At 38.4% G+C, this 13,117-nt stretch carries 16 protein-coding genes; 1 reads left to right on the top strand and 15 read right to left on the bottom strand.

The window, feature by feature from the left end; translation table 11 throughout:
- Window positions 1-4 precede the first annotated feature (4 nt).
- The 11 genes from atpG to zapB all read right to left on the bottom strand — a co-directional run bounded on the left by atpG (window position 5) and on the right by zapB (window position 8,808).
- A complete protein-coding gene (atpG, locus tag LQ983_RS05480; RefSeq protein WP_048749161.1) occupies window positions 5-874 on the bottom strand; it encodes a F0F1 ATP synthase subunit gamma in 870 nt (289 codons plus the stop codon).
- Window positions 875-889: 15 nt separating this feature from the next.
- The gene (gene atpA, locus LQ983_RS05475; RefSeq protein WP_230621901.1) at window positions 890-2,431 is read right to left on the bottom strand and encodes a F0F1 ATP synthase subunit alpha; all 1,542 of its coding nucleotides are present in this window, start codon (window positions 2,429-2,431) and stop codon (window positions 890-892) included.
- A gap of 12 nt (window positions 2,432-2,443) precedes the next feature.
- The gene (gene atpH / locus LQ983_RS05470; RefSeq protein WP_048749159.1) at window positions 2,444-2,992 is read right to left on the bottom strand and encodes a F0F1 ATP synthase subunit delta; all 549 of its coding nucleotides are present in this window, start codon (window positions 2,990-2,992) and stop codon (window positions 2,444-2,446) included.
- A 13-nt stretch (window positions 2,993-3,005) separates the two neighbouring features.
- Window positions 3,006-3,476 carry a F0F1 ATP synthase subunit B gene (gene atpF / locus LQ983_RS05465; protein WP_111296002.1) on the bottom strand — a complete coding sequence of 157 codons (471 nt, stop codon included), beginning with the start codon at window positions 3,474-3,476 and terminating at the stop codon, window positions 3,006-3,008.
- Between the two features lie 49 nt (window positions 3,477-3,525).
- Window positions 3,526-3,780, bottom strand: a complete 255-nt coding sequence (gene atpE, locus LQ983_RS05460; protein ID WP_005702422.1) for a F0F1 ATP synthase subunit C — start codon at window positions 3,778-3,780, stop codon at window positions 3,526-3,528.
- A 57-nt stretch (window positions 3,781-3,837) separates the two neighbouring features.
- Complete coding sequence (atpB, locus tag LQ983_RS05455) at window positions 3,838-4,626, bottom strand: F0F1 ATP synthase subunit A (protein WP_109433116.1); 789 nt, start codon at window positions 4,624-4,626, stop codon at window positions 3,838-3,840.
- Window positions 4,627-4,645: 19 nt separating this feature from the next.
- Window positions 4,646-5,020 (bottom strand): ATP synthase subunit I, encoded by a 375-nt coding sequence (locus LQ983_RS05450; protein ID WP_230621900.1) that lies wholly within the window; start codon window positions 5,018-5,020, stop codon window positions 4,646-4,648.
- A gap of 108 nt (window positions 5,021-5,128) precedes the next feature.
- Entirely contained in the window at window positions 5,129-5,758 is a 630-nt protein-coding gene (rsmG, locus tag LQ983_RS05445) for a 16S rRNA (guanine(527)-N(7))-methyltransferase RsmG (RefSeq protein WP_230621899.1), read from the bottom strand.
- Complete coding sequence (gene mnmG / locus LQ983_RS05440) at window positions 5,758-7,647, bottom strand: tRNA uridine-5-carboxymethylaminomethyl(34) synthesis enzyme MnmG (RefSeq protein WP_230621898.1); 1,890 nt, start codon at window positions 7,645-7,647, stop codon at window positions 5,758-5,760. Before mnmG ends, rsmG begins: the two co-directional genes overlap by 1 nt.
- Window positions 7,648-8,078: 431 nt before the next feature.
- The gene (mioC, locus tag LQ983_RS05435) at window positions 8,079-8,531 is read right to left on the bottom strand and encodes an FMN-binding protein MioC (RefSeq protein ID WP_230621897.1); all 453 of its coding nucleotides are present in this window, start codon (window positions 8,529-8,531) and stop codon (window positions 8,079-8,081) included.
- A gap of 58 nt (window positions 8,532-8,589) precedes the next feature.
- On the bottom strand, window positions 8,590-8,808 hold the full coding sequence (zapB, locus tag LQ983_RS05430; RefSeq protein ID WP_006719913.1) for a cell division protein ZapB: 219 nt from the start codon (window positions 8,806-8,808) through the stop codon (window positions 8,590-8,592).
- A gap of 192 nt (window positions 8,809-9,000) precedes the next feature.
- Here zapB and glpX point away from each other — a divergent pair, with 192 nt between their 5' ends.
- Entirely contained in the window at window positions 9,001-10,014 is a 1,014-nt protein-coding gene (glpX, locus tag LQ983_RS05425) for a class II fructose-bisphosphatase (RefSeq protein ID WP_230621896.1), read from the top strand.
- A gap of 64 nt (window positions 10,015-10,078) precedes the next feature.
- Here glpX and cysE read toward each other — a convergent pair whose 3' ends face one another.
- The 4 genes from cysE to LQ983_RS05405 all read right to left on the bottom strand — a co-directional run bounded on the left by cysE (window position 10,079) and on the right by LQ983_RS05405 (window position 12,931).
- The gene (cysE, locus tag LQ983_RS05420; protein ID WP_230621895.1) at window positions 10,079-10,876 is read right to left on the bottom strand and encodes a serine O-acetyltransferase; all 798 of its coding nucleotides are present in this window, start codon (window positions 10,874-10,876) and stop codon (window positions 10,079-10,081) included.
- A gap of 3 nt (window positions 10,877-10,879) precedes the next feature.
- Window positions 10,880-11,893 carry an NAD(P)H-dependent glycerol-3-phosphate dehydrogenase gene (gene gpsA / locus LQ983_RS05415; protein ID WP_230622611.1) on the bottom strand — a complete coding sequence of 338 codons (1,014 nt, stop codon included), beginning with the start codon at window positions 11,891-11,893 and terminating at the stop codon, window positions 10,880-10,882.
- 76 nt (window positions 11,894-11,969) lie between these two features.
- The gene (gene secB, locus LQ983_RS05410) at window positions 11,970-12,476 is read right to left on the bottom strand and encodes a protein-export chaperone SecB (RefSeq protein ID WP_006719920.1); all 507 of its coding nucleotides are present in this window, start codon (window positions 12,474-12,476) and stop codon (window positions 11,970-11,972) included.
- A 14-nt stretch (window positions 12,477-12,490) separates the two neighbouring features.
- On the bottom strand, window positions 12,491-12,931 hold the full coding sequence (locus LQ983_RS05405) for a rhodanese-like domain-containing protein (RefSeq protein WP_230621894.1): 441 nt from the start codon (window positions 12,929-12,931) through the stop codon (window positions 12,491-12,493).
- Window positions 12,932-13,117 lie beyond the last annotated feature (186 nt).

Raw genomic sequence — 13,117 nt, 5'->3', positions numbered from 1 at the left:
TCTATTAAATCGCAGCCGCACCGGCAACGATTTCATTTAATTCATTTGTGATACTTGCTTGACGAGCTTTGTTATACACCAACCGCAGGTCGTTAATTAAATTGCCTGCGTTATCTGTTGCTGCTTTCATCGCTACCATTCGAGCCGCTTGTTCTGAAGCTAAATTATCTACAACCGCTTGATAAACTTGAGATTCTAAATAACGAACTAAAAGGCTGTCTAATAACACTTTTGGTTCAGGTTCGTAAATATAATCCCATGCCTGTTGTCTTTCGATTAAGTGATCGTTTTCCATTTCCGGTAAAGGAACTAATTGTTGTACAACCGGTTTTTGCGACATCGTATTAATGAATTTATTGTATGCAATATAAATTGCATCAATTTCTCCATTACGATAAGCATCAAACATGGTATTTGCTACACCAATTAATTCTTCTAAAGAAGGGTTATCACCCAAACCAGAAAGTTGGCTTTTTACCTTAAAACCAAGGGAACGGAAAAAACTAATCCCTTTAGAACCAATCAAGCCAAGCTCAGTTGTTGCATTTTGTGATTTCCAATCTTTAATTTGGTTAAGTGTGGTTTTAAACAAATTCACGTTTAAACCACCACACATTCCACGATCAGTAGAAATAACTAAAATACCAACTTTTTTTACATCCCGTTCAACCAAGAACGGGTGTTTATAACCGATACTTGCTTTAGACACATGGCTGATAACACTACGGATAGTTTCAGAATACGGACGAGATGCCGCCATACGGTCCTGCGTTTTACGCATTTTCGAGGTTGCAACCATTTCCATTGCCTTAGTAATTTTCTGCGTACTTTGTACGCTGGCAATTTTGGTTTTTATCTCTTTTGCACCTGCCATCTTATTTCTCCGTTACTACCAAGCACTATTAGCTTTGAAACTATCTAAAATACCTTTTAATGTATCTTTGATTTCATCATTATAGTTACCGGTTTTAGTAAGCTCTTGCATAAACTCGGCATAATTACGATTTGCATAATCTAGAAGTGCGGTTTCAAAACTTGCAATTTTAGATAACTCAACATCGTTTAAATAACCAAATTCAACCGCAAATAACACTACTGCTTGCTCAGCAACAGAAAGCGGAGAAAATTGTTTTTGTTTCAACAATTCGGTTACTTTTTCACCATGAGAAAGTTGTTTACGAGTTGCATCATCAAGATCTGAAGCAAACTGAGCAAATGCCGCTAATTCACGATATTGTGCAAGTGCAGTACGAATACCACCCGCAAGTTTCTTAATAACTTTAGTTTGTGCAGAACCACCTACACGAGAAACAGAAATACCTGGGTTCACCGCAGGACGAATACCTGAGTTAAACAAGTTAGATTCTAAGAAAATCTGACCATCGGTAATAGAAATCACGTTAGTAGGAACGAATGCAGAAACATCACCCGCTTGAGTTTCAATAATTGGAAGAGCAGTTAAAGAACCGGTTTTTCCTTTTACTTCACCTTTGGTGAATTTTTCTACGTATTCTTCATTTACACGAGAAGCACGTTCAAGCAAACGTGAGTGTAAGTAGAATACGTCACCAGGATATGCTTCACGACCTGGCGGACGACGTAATAATAAGGAAATTTGACGATAAGCAACTGCTTGTTTGGAAAGATCGTCATAAACGATTAACGCATCTTCACCACGATCACGGAAATATTCACCCATTGCACAACCGGCATAAGGCGCTAAATATTGCAATGCAGCAGATTCAGATGCAGACGCAGCAACGACGACAGTGTTAGCTAGTGCGCCATGTTCTTCTAATTTACGTACTACGTTAGCAATAGTTGATGCTTTTTGACCAATCGCAACATAGATACATTTAATACCTGAGTTACGTTGGTTAATGATGGCATCAATCGCTAATGCTGTTTTACCGGTTTGACGGTCACCGATAATCAATTCACGTTGACCACGACCGATTGGTACCATGGAGTCAACCGCTTTATAACCGGTTTGTACAGGTTGATCAACGGATTTACGTTCAATTACACCTGGGGCGATAACTTCAACCGGAGAGAAACCGTCATTTTCAATTTCACCTTTACCATCAATTGGTTGACCAAGCGTGTTTACAACACGACCTAATAAACCGCGACCAACCGGTACTTCAAGAATACGGCCAGTACATTGAACTTCCATTCCTTCAGCAAGATCTGCATAAGGTCCCATTACCACAGCACCAACAGAATCTCTTTCTAAGTTTAATGCCATCGCGTAACGATTACCTGGAAGTGCAATCATCTCCCCTTGCATTACTTCGCTTAACCCATGAATACGAATAATACCATCGCTTACAGAAACGATTGTACCCGTATTACGCGCTTCACTTTCTACATTAAACTGGGCAATGCGTTTTTTTATTAATTCACTAATTTCAGTTGAATTTAGTTGCATTTTCTAATCCTCTTATAATTGCAACTCATTTGCTAAACGAGCAAGTTGTCCACGACTACTTCCGTCAATCACAAAATCTTCTGTACGAATGATAACGCCAGCAATGAGCGAGCTATCAACGTTGCAATTTAACTTAACTTTTTGGGCTAATCTTTTTTCCATTGCGGCAGCAATTTTTTCTTGTTGCATGGCGCTTAATGGTTGAGCCGATGTTACTTTAACTTCCGCAATAGCCTTATATTCTTCAACATAATGTTGAAATTCCTTAAAAACTTGCGGAAGGGCAGTTAAACGCTTATTTTCAGCCATTAACCGAACTAAGTTTTGCCCATATTGATCTAATTGTTCACCACAAATTGAGATCACCGTATCTGCTAGTTTTTGAGCTGAAAAAGAACTTGTTAAGTAACTTTGCATTGCTTCGTTTTTCACTAACTCAGCAAGAAAACCTAACATTTCATTCCATTTTTCCACCGCACTTTTGTCAGATGTACTTTGTTCAACGGCAAAATCAAACGCTGCTTTAGCATAAGGGCGAGCTATGGTAGTTAATTCTGACATAAGCTCAACCTTCTTATAGTTCTGCAACTAATTTATCAATAATGTCATTGTTGGCTGCTTCATCCACAGTACGTCCAACAATTTTTTCAGCACCTGCAATAGCCAAAGACGCAACTTTAATACGTAATTCTTCTTGAACACGTTTGCGCTCAGCTTCAACTTCTGCATAGCCTTGTTCAATAATTTTAGCTTTAAGTTCTTCGGCTTCTGCCTTCACTTCGTCTAAAACTTCATTGCGACGTTTATTGGCTAAATCTAAAATTTCTTGGGCTTGAATTTTTGCTTGAGAAATTTCTTTTTCAACAAGCACTTTTGTATCTGCTTGTTCTTTTTTCGCCGCTTCAGCAGAAGCTAAAGCATTCGCAATTTGGCTTTGACGTTTTTCAATTGCATTAATAATTGGTGGCCAAACAAATTTCATGCAGAACCACACGAAAATTGCGAATGCAATAAGTTGACCAATCAATGTTGCATTTAAATTCACAACGTCCTCCTTAATCTGCTTGTTTTACGTTGATAAGCAAATAAGGTGATTATTGTAATAAACCGATGAATGGGTTTGCGAAAATGAAAAGTAAAGAAATACCAACAGCAATCATCGCAATCGCATCCAATAAACCTGCAACGATAAACATTTTAGTTAATAGGCTAGATGCAAGCTCAGGTTGACGGGCAGAAGATTCTAAGAATTTACCACCTAAGATAGCAAAGCCGATAGCTGTACCTAATGCAGCGAATGCAAGAAGGATTGATGCACCGATAATTGTAGCTGTAATTACAGTTTCCATAATGTTCTCCAATAGAAGTTAAGTTTAGCCCTAGAGCTGGTTAATAAAAAAATAAAATTAATGATCTGCTTTGTTATAAGCAATACTCAAATAAACAACCGTCAACATCATAAAGATGAATGCTTGTAACGTAATAACCAAAATATGGAAAATAGCCCAAGCGAGGTGTAACGGGATTCCCAATGCTGCAAGTGCCATATCCGCAGAATACATCACAGCGATAAGAATAAAGATCAATTCCCCTGCATACATATTACCGAACAAACGGAAAGCGAGAGAAATCGGTTTAGCCAGTAAAGTTACCGTTTCAAGAATAAAGTTAACCGGAATAAACGCCCAATGATTAAATGGGTGTAACGTATATTCCTTAACCAATCCGCCAAAACCTTTAGATTTTACTGTATAGAAAAGAATCAGGAAGAATACACAGATTGACATACCTAGTGTCGCACTAATATCCGCTGTTGGCACAGCTCTCAAATAGTGAATACCAAATAAACCTGCAAATTGCGGAAGAAAATCCACCGGGATTAAGTCGATGGCATTCATGATGAATACCCAGCAAAAAATGGTTAACGCCAATGGCGCAACAACATTACGTGGACCATGGAAGTTCTCTTTTACGATACCATTAATCCATTCCACTAAAATTTCGACCAAACATTGCATTTTGCTTGGCACGCCCGGCGTTGCTTTTTTCGCAACGCGTGAAAAAATGAAAAGGAAAATAATGGCTGATACGATAGAGAAAAATAAGGTATCTACATGAATATTCCAAAAACCATCACCACTTTTTAAAAATGATAAATGGTGACTGATATATTCAGAGGTTGTTTGTCCAGACATAGTAACCCTTTATAAAAAATTAAGACCTATTAAGCAAAAATGGAATAAGATTATTCAACATTAATGCCATAAAAAAACCTATAAAAAATAGAATAAATTCTTTTATAACCAACCATTTAAATGCTACAGCGATAAGAATAATTGTTAAGATAAATTTAACAAATTCCCCACGATAAAGTGCGGTCAGTTTTGTTGATAAATGTTGTTTGCGATAAAAAACCACATAAACAAAAAAACAAAAAGGTAAAAAAGCACAGAGAAATCCTAAACTAAAATCAACCGCACTTTTTCTATTCCAGAAAGCTAACAACACACTCAAAATGAGGATGATACCAATCTCTATTAGTATCGTTTTTTTATAACGATTTTTAGTCTGCGTTAAAACTCTGGACATTATTTTACTTTTTATATGCAAAAACTGGCTAATTATACCTTTGAACTAAAGAGATTCAACATAAAACAGTAAAAAAAGTGTTAAATAAATCACACTTTAAACAAATCATCACAAAATGACGAGATGCCGCTCCCCGGTTAGTTCGGGAACCTCTAATTTAATGACATTTTTCACCTTAAATTGAGGATTTAATTCTTTCACTTCTTCTTCGTGATAAAGACCCTTTAGCGCATAAAATAATCCATCCGATTTAGGTAAATGATGACACCACTCCGTCATGTCTTTCAAGGAAGCAAAAGCACGACTTAACACGCCATCAAATTGATGATCGGGATGATAATCTTCTACTCGGCTTAGTACTGGTTCTACATTAGTTAGCCCCAACTCACGAATAGCATTACGAATAAAACTAATACGTTTACCTAAACTATCCAGCAATACAAAATGCTTTTCAGGGTTAACAATCGCTAAAGGCAGTCCAGGCAACCCCGGGCCGGTGCCGACATCAATAAAACGGTTACCTTGTAAATAAGGGCTAACCACAATACTGTCTAAAATATGTTTAACCAACATTTCTTGCGGATCACGCACAGAAGTCAAGTTATATGCCTTATTCCATTTATCGATCAATAAAACCAACTTAACTAATTGTTGTTGCTGTTGTTCAGTCACAGAAAGTGCGGTCTGTTTTAGCAACGTTTTTAGTTTATCCGCCAACTGAATCTCTAAATTAGTCATTACTCACCACGTTTCAACATGCCTTGCTTTTTCAAATTCACCAAAATAATGGAAATCGCCGCAGGCGTAATACCGGAAATACGGCTGGCTTGTCCAATAGATACCGGACGGTGTTGTTCCAATTTAAAGCGAACTTCATTGGATAATCCGGCAACTTTAGAATAATCAAAATTCGGCGGTATTGCTGTATTTTCGTGACGTTTTTGTTTTTCGATTTCGTCTTGCTGATGTTCAATATACCCTTGATATTTAATCGCAATTTCCACTTGTTCAATCGCTTCTTTATCGGCCATCGGCGGCTGAAACGGCGTAAGTGCGGTCAAAATTTGATAATTTATTTCCGGACGACGCAATAAATCTTCACCACTGGCTTCACGCACCAACGGACTACCCAATACCTGGTTGGCTTCTTCTAAATATTCTGAACGCGGATGTAACCAAATACTACGTAAACGCTGACGTTCTTGTTCAATGTTTTCCATTTTCTGATTGAAACGTGCCCAACGGGCTTCATCAATTAACCCTAATTCATGGGCAATCGGTGTCAAACGAATGTCGGCATTATCTTCACGCAATAGCAAACGATATTCCGCTCGGGACGTGAATACGCGATAAGGTTCTTTGGTGCCAAGCGTGCAAAGATCATCCACCAACACACCCATGTAAGCCTGGTCACGGCGTGGAAACCAAGCTTCTTTTTCCTGCACATAAAGACCGGCGTTAATTCCCGCTAACAACCCTTGAGAGGCGGCCTCTTCATAACCGGTCGTCCCGTTAATTTGACCGGCAAAGAATAAACCTTGAATGGATTTGGTTTCTAACGTTGGTTTTAAATCACGTGGGTCAAAATAATCATATTCAATGGCATAACCGGGCTTAATAATGCGCGCATTTTCCAACCCTTTCATGGAGTTCACAATGCCCATTTGCACGTCAAATGGCAAACTGGTGGAAATCCCGTTCGGATAAATTTCATTTGTGGTTAAACCTTCCGGTTCTAAATAAATTTGATGCGAATTACGATCAGCAAAACGCATCACTTTATCTTCGATAGATGGGCAATAACGCGGACCAATTCCTTCGATAACGCCTGTGTACATAGGGCTGCGATCTAAATTATTACGGATCACTTCGTGCGTTTTTTCATTTGTATGTGTAATAAAACAGGGAATTTGGCGAGGATGCTGATCAACGGATCCCATAAAAGAAAATACCGGCAACTCTGCATCGCCATGTTGTTTAGCAAGCACGGAAAAATCAATGGTACGTGCATCAATACGTGGGGGTGTTCCGGTTTTTAAACGATCTACACGTAAACCAAGATCTCTTAAACGATGAGAGAGAGTAACAGAAGCCGGATCCCCCGCACGTCCCCCTTCGTAATTTTCTAAACCAATGTGGATCTTACCGGCTAAGAACGTGCCGGCAGTTAAAATTACTGATTTAGCATGAAATTTCAGTCCCATTTTCGTCACGACACCGGTAGCACGATCTTGCTCTACTAAAATATCGCTGACTTCTTGTTGGAAAATATCTAAATTAGGTTGATTTTCAAGGGCTATTCTTACAGCCTGACGATACAACACACGATCTGCCTGTGCACGTGTTGCCCGTACAGCAGGACCTTTACTGCTATTCAGTGTACGAAATTGAATTCCCGCCTGATCTGCCGCTGTTGCCATTAAACCGCCCATGGAATCAATTTCCCTTACTAAATGGCCTTTTCCTATTCCGCCAATTGCCGGATTACAAGACATTTGTCCTAAGGTATCTACATTATGCGTAAGTAATAGGGTTTTTAATCCCATACGAGCAGGCGCCAATGCGGCTTCAGTCCCTGCATGACCGCCACCGATCACGATGACATCATAGGTTTCAGTGTAAAACATGATTATGAATGATCTCTATTTTGAATGAGGTACGGATCTTTTGATCCTTTAAAAAAATTGGTCGCTATTTTACTGAAAATCTTGTTTTGTTAAAAGGTCAGTTTCATTGAAAGAGAAAGAGAGATCGTAAAAAGGATCTCTTGCTAATAAGAGTAAGATCTTTATATAAAGATCTATTTTATTATTACTATTATTAGGATCGCTGAATAACTTGAATAAGATCTTTTTTATGTTGTAAATGAAGAAAATAGATCATTTTTAAAACTGTTAAGATCGTACAGATCCTACATATCAATTCTTGTGTATAACTTCGTGTTTTATCCACAATATGATCTTTTGAAAAAGTTACTCATGTTATAAAAACAGATTTCTCACAATTTTATGTTAAGTTATCCACAAGTGTTTTTTCTTATTAATTGATTTTATGAAAACTAAATTGATGAAATTTTATTCGTAAAATTAGGCAACCAGTCCTCTGCGTATTGTTCTTGGTCGGTTTCTGTTAAGACGTCAATCCGCAAAGCGTCGGTAATTTTGACCGCACTTTTTGCCAATAAATGTTGTTCTACCGTATCCACGGCAAAGCAAAAGGTGTCGTAATCGGAATTTCCTAAACCGATCACCGCAAATTTCAACGTTGAAAGATCTATATTACTTGTATCAAGAGTTTCAAATAAAGGTTTGAGGTTATCCGGCAGTTCTCCCGCGCCATGGGTAGAGGTTACCACCAACCATAATTTTTCATTGATAACCTCATTCAATGTAGGGCCATGATGTAATTCGGTACTGAAACCCTGTTGTTGTAATAGATTTTCTAAGTGTTCGGCAACATATTCGGCACTGCCTAAGGTGCTGCCGGTGATTAAGCAAATTTTAGGTTGCATTTTTTTCTCCAAAAAAAGAAGGCTTAGATTAACTAAGCCTTTGTTTTTTATTAATCGATTAGATACCGTCAGTCATACCTATGATAGAACGTAAACGCTCTTGAATATTTTGCTGTTCGTTTCTTAACTGTTCGTTTTCACCACGTAATGCATCGTTTTCTTGTTGTGATTTGTTGTTTTTTTCTTTTAATTCTTCAACTTCTAATTGAAGTAATTGAATGGTTTCAACAGTTTGCTTAATTTTGTTTTCTAATTGATCTAATACTTCAAATGACATGGTAATTTCCTCTAAAACAAATGGATAAAAGTGGCTTTATTCTACCTAGTTAATTGGTTTTATAAAAGTGGAGAATCAAATAATCTTTGAATTAATTACCCCTTAGAAAATTTCTTGATGTTTTTGGTATGCAAACGTTTGCTTAGTGATAAAATAAGCCGATTTTTTACTTCTCATTTTTAAGGAATTTCCATGAACAGATCATTAGCCATTGAGTTTTCAAGAGTAACAGAAGTAGCGGCATTAGCGGGTTTTGCTTGGTTAGGTCGCGGTGATAAAAATTCGGCTGATGATGCCGCCGTGAAAGCGATGCGTTATATGTTGAATTTAGTCCATATGGATGCAGAAGTCGTTATTGGAGAAGGTGAAATTGATCGAGCACCAATGCTGTATATTGGTGAAAAAGTGGGATCCGGCATGGGTGAGTTAGTGTCGATTGCTGTTGATCCAATTGATGGCACACGTATGACGGCAATGGGGCAAACTAATGCCATTTCCGTATTGGCGGCAGGGGGGAAAAATACTTTTTTAAAAGCGCCTGATATGTATATGGAAAAAATGGTAGTTGGCCCAGAAGCAAAAGGCATTATCGATTTAAATTTACCGCTTGAACAAAACTTGCGTCGAGTCGCCTCTAAATTAGGTAAATTATTATCTGACTTAACGGTAACCATTTTAGATAAACCACGTCATAAAGACGTCATTGATAAAATGCATCAATTAGGCGTACGTGTATTTACTATTCCAGATGGTGATATTGCGGCATCGGTATTATGTTGTTTACCGGAAGCGGAAATTGACATGGTGTATGGTATTGGCGGTGCACCGGAAGGGGTTATTGCGGCGGCGGCAATTCGAGCTTTAGGGGGGGATATGCAATCCCGTTTATTACCAAGAAATGTCGTTAAAGGGGAAACACCGGAAAATAATGCGTTGGCAGCAGAAGAAATACGTCGTTGTGAAGAAATGGGTGTTCAAGTAAATACGGTATTACAGCTTGAACAATTAGTGCGTGACGACAATTTAGTTTTTGCGGCCACCGGAATTACTAATGGTGACCTATTAAAAGGTATTCATCGTAAAGGCAATCTGGCAACCACGGAAACCTTATTAATTCGAGGAAAATCCAGAACAATTCGCCGTATTCAATCCACCCATTATTTAGACCGGAAAGACACCGCACTTTCACGTTTAATCGGCGCTTAACAAACGTTAAAGAGCGGTCACTTTTGAAGATGTTTTAGGCTCAACCTTGAGATCCTTGTTGAGCCTAAATATTCAATTCCATTCCTAAATCAATAAAATTTTGGTTCATTTCAAATGCCGGTTTGGCGTCTTTATCTTTTCCTATAATTCGTGCTGGTACGCCTGCGGCGGTGGCATAGTCGGGGATAGGTTGTAATACAACAGAATTCGCGCCGATTTTGGCGTATTTACCCACTTCAATATTGCCCAAAATTTTTGCACCCGCACCAATCATCACGCCTTCACGAATTTTTGGATGACGATCACCACATTCTTTTCCGGTACCTCCTAGGGTGACACCTTGTAGAATAGACACGTTATTTTCAATCACGGAGGTTTCGCCGACAACAATACCGGTGGCATGGTCGAACATAATGCCATGGCCTATTTTGGCAGCAGGGTGAATGTCCACGTCAAACGCAACGGAAATTTGGTTTTGCAAATAAATAGCTAGTGCTTTGCGGTTTTGTTGCCATAAATGATGGGTAATACGATAACTTTGAATAGCGTGAAACCCTTTTAAATAAAGCAAAGGGGTTGACCAAAGTTCTACCGCCGGATCTCGTTGACGAACGGCTTGAATATCAAAAGCGGCACATTCAATAATGCTTGGTTTTTCCTGATAGGTTTCTTCGATAATTTCGCGTAGTGCAATAGCCGGCATAATCGTGTTAGCTAATTTGTTGGCTAAAATGTAACTTAATGCACTGCCTAAATTATGATGTTTTAAAATCGTTGAATGGAAAAAACTGGCAAGCATAGGTTCGTTATCCACTAACTCTTTTGCTTCCTGACGAATATTTTGCCAAACCGTTGATGACATGGATTATTCCTCTTTACGTTCTCTACCTAATAAACTCAATGCGGCTTCTTTCGCATTTTTGCCACAGAACAGGACTTGGTAAATTTGTTCAGTGATAGGCATTTCAATGCCGTGTCGTTGTGCAAGTAAATGGGCTTCCTTAGTATTATAGAAACCTTCTACTACTTGACCGATATTATCCATTGCTGTTTGAGCGGAAAAACCTTGCCCTAACATCATACCGAAACGACGGTTACGGGACTGGTTATCCGTACAGGTTAAAACGAGATCACCTAAGCCGGACATACCCATAAAAGTATTTGGATTTGCGCCTAGAGCGATACCTAAACGAGATATTTCGGCAATACCGCGCGTGATAAGTGCTGTTCTAGCATTTGCGCCAAATCCCATGCCGTCGGACATTCCTGCGCCAATGGCAATGACGTTTTTAATGGCACCGCCAAGTTGTACACCAAGCATATCGTTATTAATGTAAACGCGAAAATGTTTGCTGCAATGAATGCGCGCTTGAAATTGCAATGCAAATTCTTCATCGTTGGAAGCTAAGGTAATTGCTGTCGGGAGACCTGAAGCCAATTCTTTGGCAAAGGTTGGACCGGAAAGCACCGCTAAAGGATAGTGGTTGCCTAATTTTTCTTTAATAACGTCTTCCAACAAACGACCGGTATCTCTTTCTAAGCCTTTTGTAGCCCAAACAATACGGCTATCAGGACGTAAGTGCGGTCGAATTTGATCGAGAATTTCACCAAAACAATGACTGGGAACAGCTAATAATAAATCGCGTGAAGCTTGAATGGCTTTGGCTAAATCCGTTTCTATTTGTAACGAATCGGGAAAAACAATCTCTGGTAAAAATTCTGTATTTTGTCGCTCGCTATCAAGTTTTTGCATTTTTGTCGGATTATGTCCCCAAAGACGGGTTAAATGTCCATTGCGGGAAAATGCGATAGCCAAGGCGGTACCAAAAGAACCGGCGCCTAATACGGTAATAGAAGAATGAGTTAAGGTCGTATTCATCATTGACTCCTTGACGGATAAAAATGAGAGTAACGAAAAAATAGAACCCACTTTATCAAAAGTGGGTTTTTTGAGATTAATTTGCTTTTGCTTGCTCGGCAGATTCTTGCTCTTGTTGTTGACGTTGTAAATATTCAACAAACAAAGCATCGAAGTTAACCGGAGAAAGATTTAATGCAGGGAAAGTGCCACGGTTGACTAAGTTGGAAACCAATTCACGGGCGTAAGGGAATAACATATTTGGGCATTGAGCAGTTAAGCAATGTGCCATTTGCATATCTTCTAAACCGCTAATGGTAAATACACCGGCTTGTTTTACTTCACAAATAAAAGCCACATCGCCGGAATCTTCCAAAGTGGTTTCAACGGAAATATTTAAACAAACTTCGTATAAATCATCGGCTAATTTAACGGTTTCAGTAGATAAATCAAAAGCCAGTTTTGGTTTCCACTCTTGATTGAAAATGTGTGGCAAATTAGGTGCTTCAAAAGAAACGTCTTTGACATAAATACGTTGAATTTGAAGTACTGCTTGGACTTCTTGTTCCTCGTTGTTTACAACATCTTTGTTTTCTTCGGTCATTTTTGTGTCCTTATTTATTTTTTAACTAAAGGTAAATTTGCTGCTCGCCAGCCTGCAATGCCTTCTTTCAAGGAATAAACGTGACTAAATCCTTGTTTTGCCAAAATTTCAGCAGAAGAAGCGGAAGTCACACCGTTGGCACAAACTAAAATAACAGGCGTTTCTTTATGTTGTTCGATTTTACCAACATTGTGATTTTTTATTTCGGTAGGAAGCAGGTTTAAACTGTTAATGATATGGCCTTTATTAAAGTCATCCATTGAGCGTAAATCAATAATAACAGCATTTTGGTTGTTGATTAACGCAATGGCTTCAGTATTTTCAATCACTTTCGTTTTGCTGGTGGCTGATTTGATGAAGTGGTAGATAACCATTAGAAAAATAGCCACCCAAGCAACAACAATTAAAGAATGATTTTTGGCAAATTCAATTGCCATTGGCATAAATTCTTCCATATATTTCTCAATAATTAGGTTTAAAAATAAGGGCTCAAGTATAACTTTACTTTGACTATTTATCAAAAGTTATTGTTTCTACGGAGAATGTTGATTTTGTTGAAATAACCATCAAAATTTTGTTTAAAACCTGATATGGATCATAATTTAATGAAAACATTCAAAATCAGCCATACTCAGTGTTAC

Source organism: Aggregatibacter sp. Marseille-P9115, from assembly GCF_920939465.1.
GTDB classification, from domain to species: domain Bacteria; phylum Pseudomonadota; class Gammaproteobacteria; order Enterobacterales; family Pasteurellaceae; genus Aggregatibacter; species Aggregatibacter segnis_B.
The sequence above is the reverse complement of the archived record's forward strand: the minus strand, read 5'-3'. Positions and strand labels throughout refer to the sequence as shown.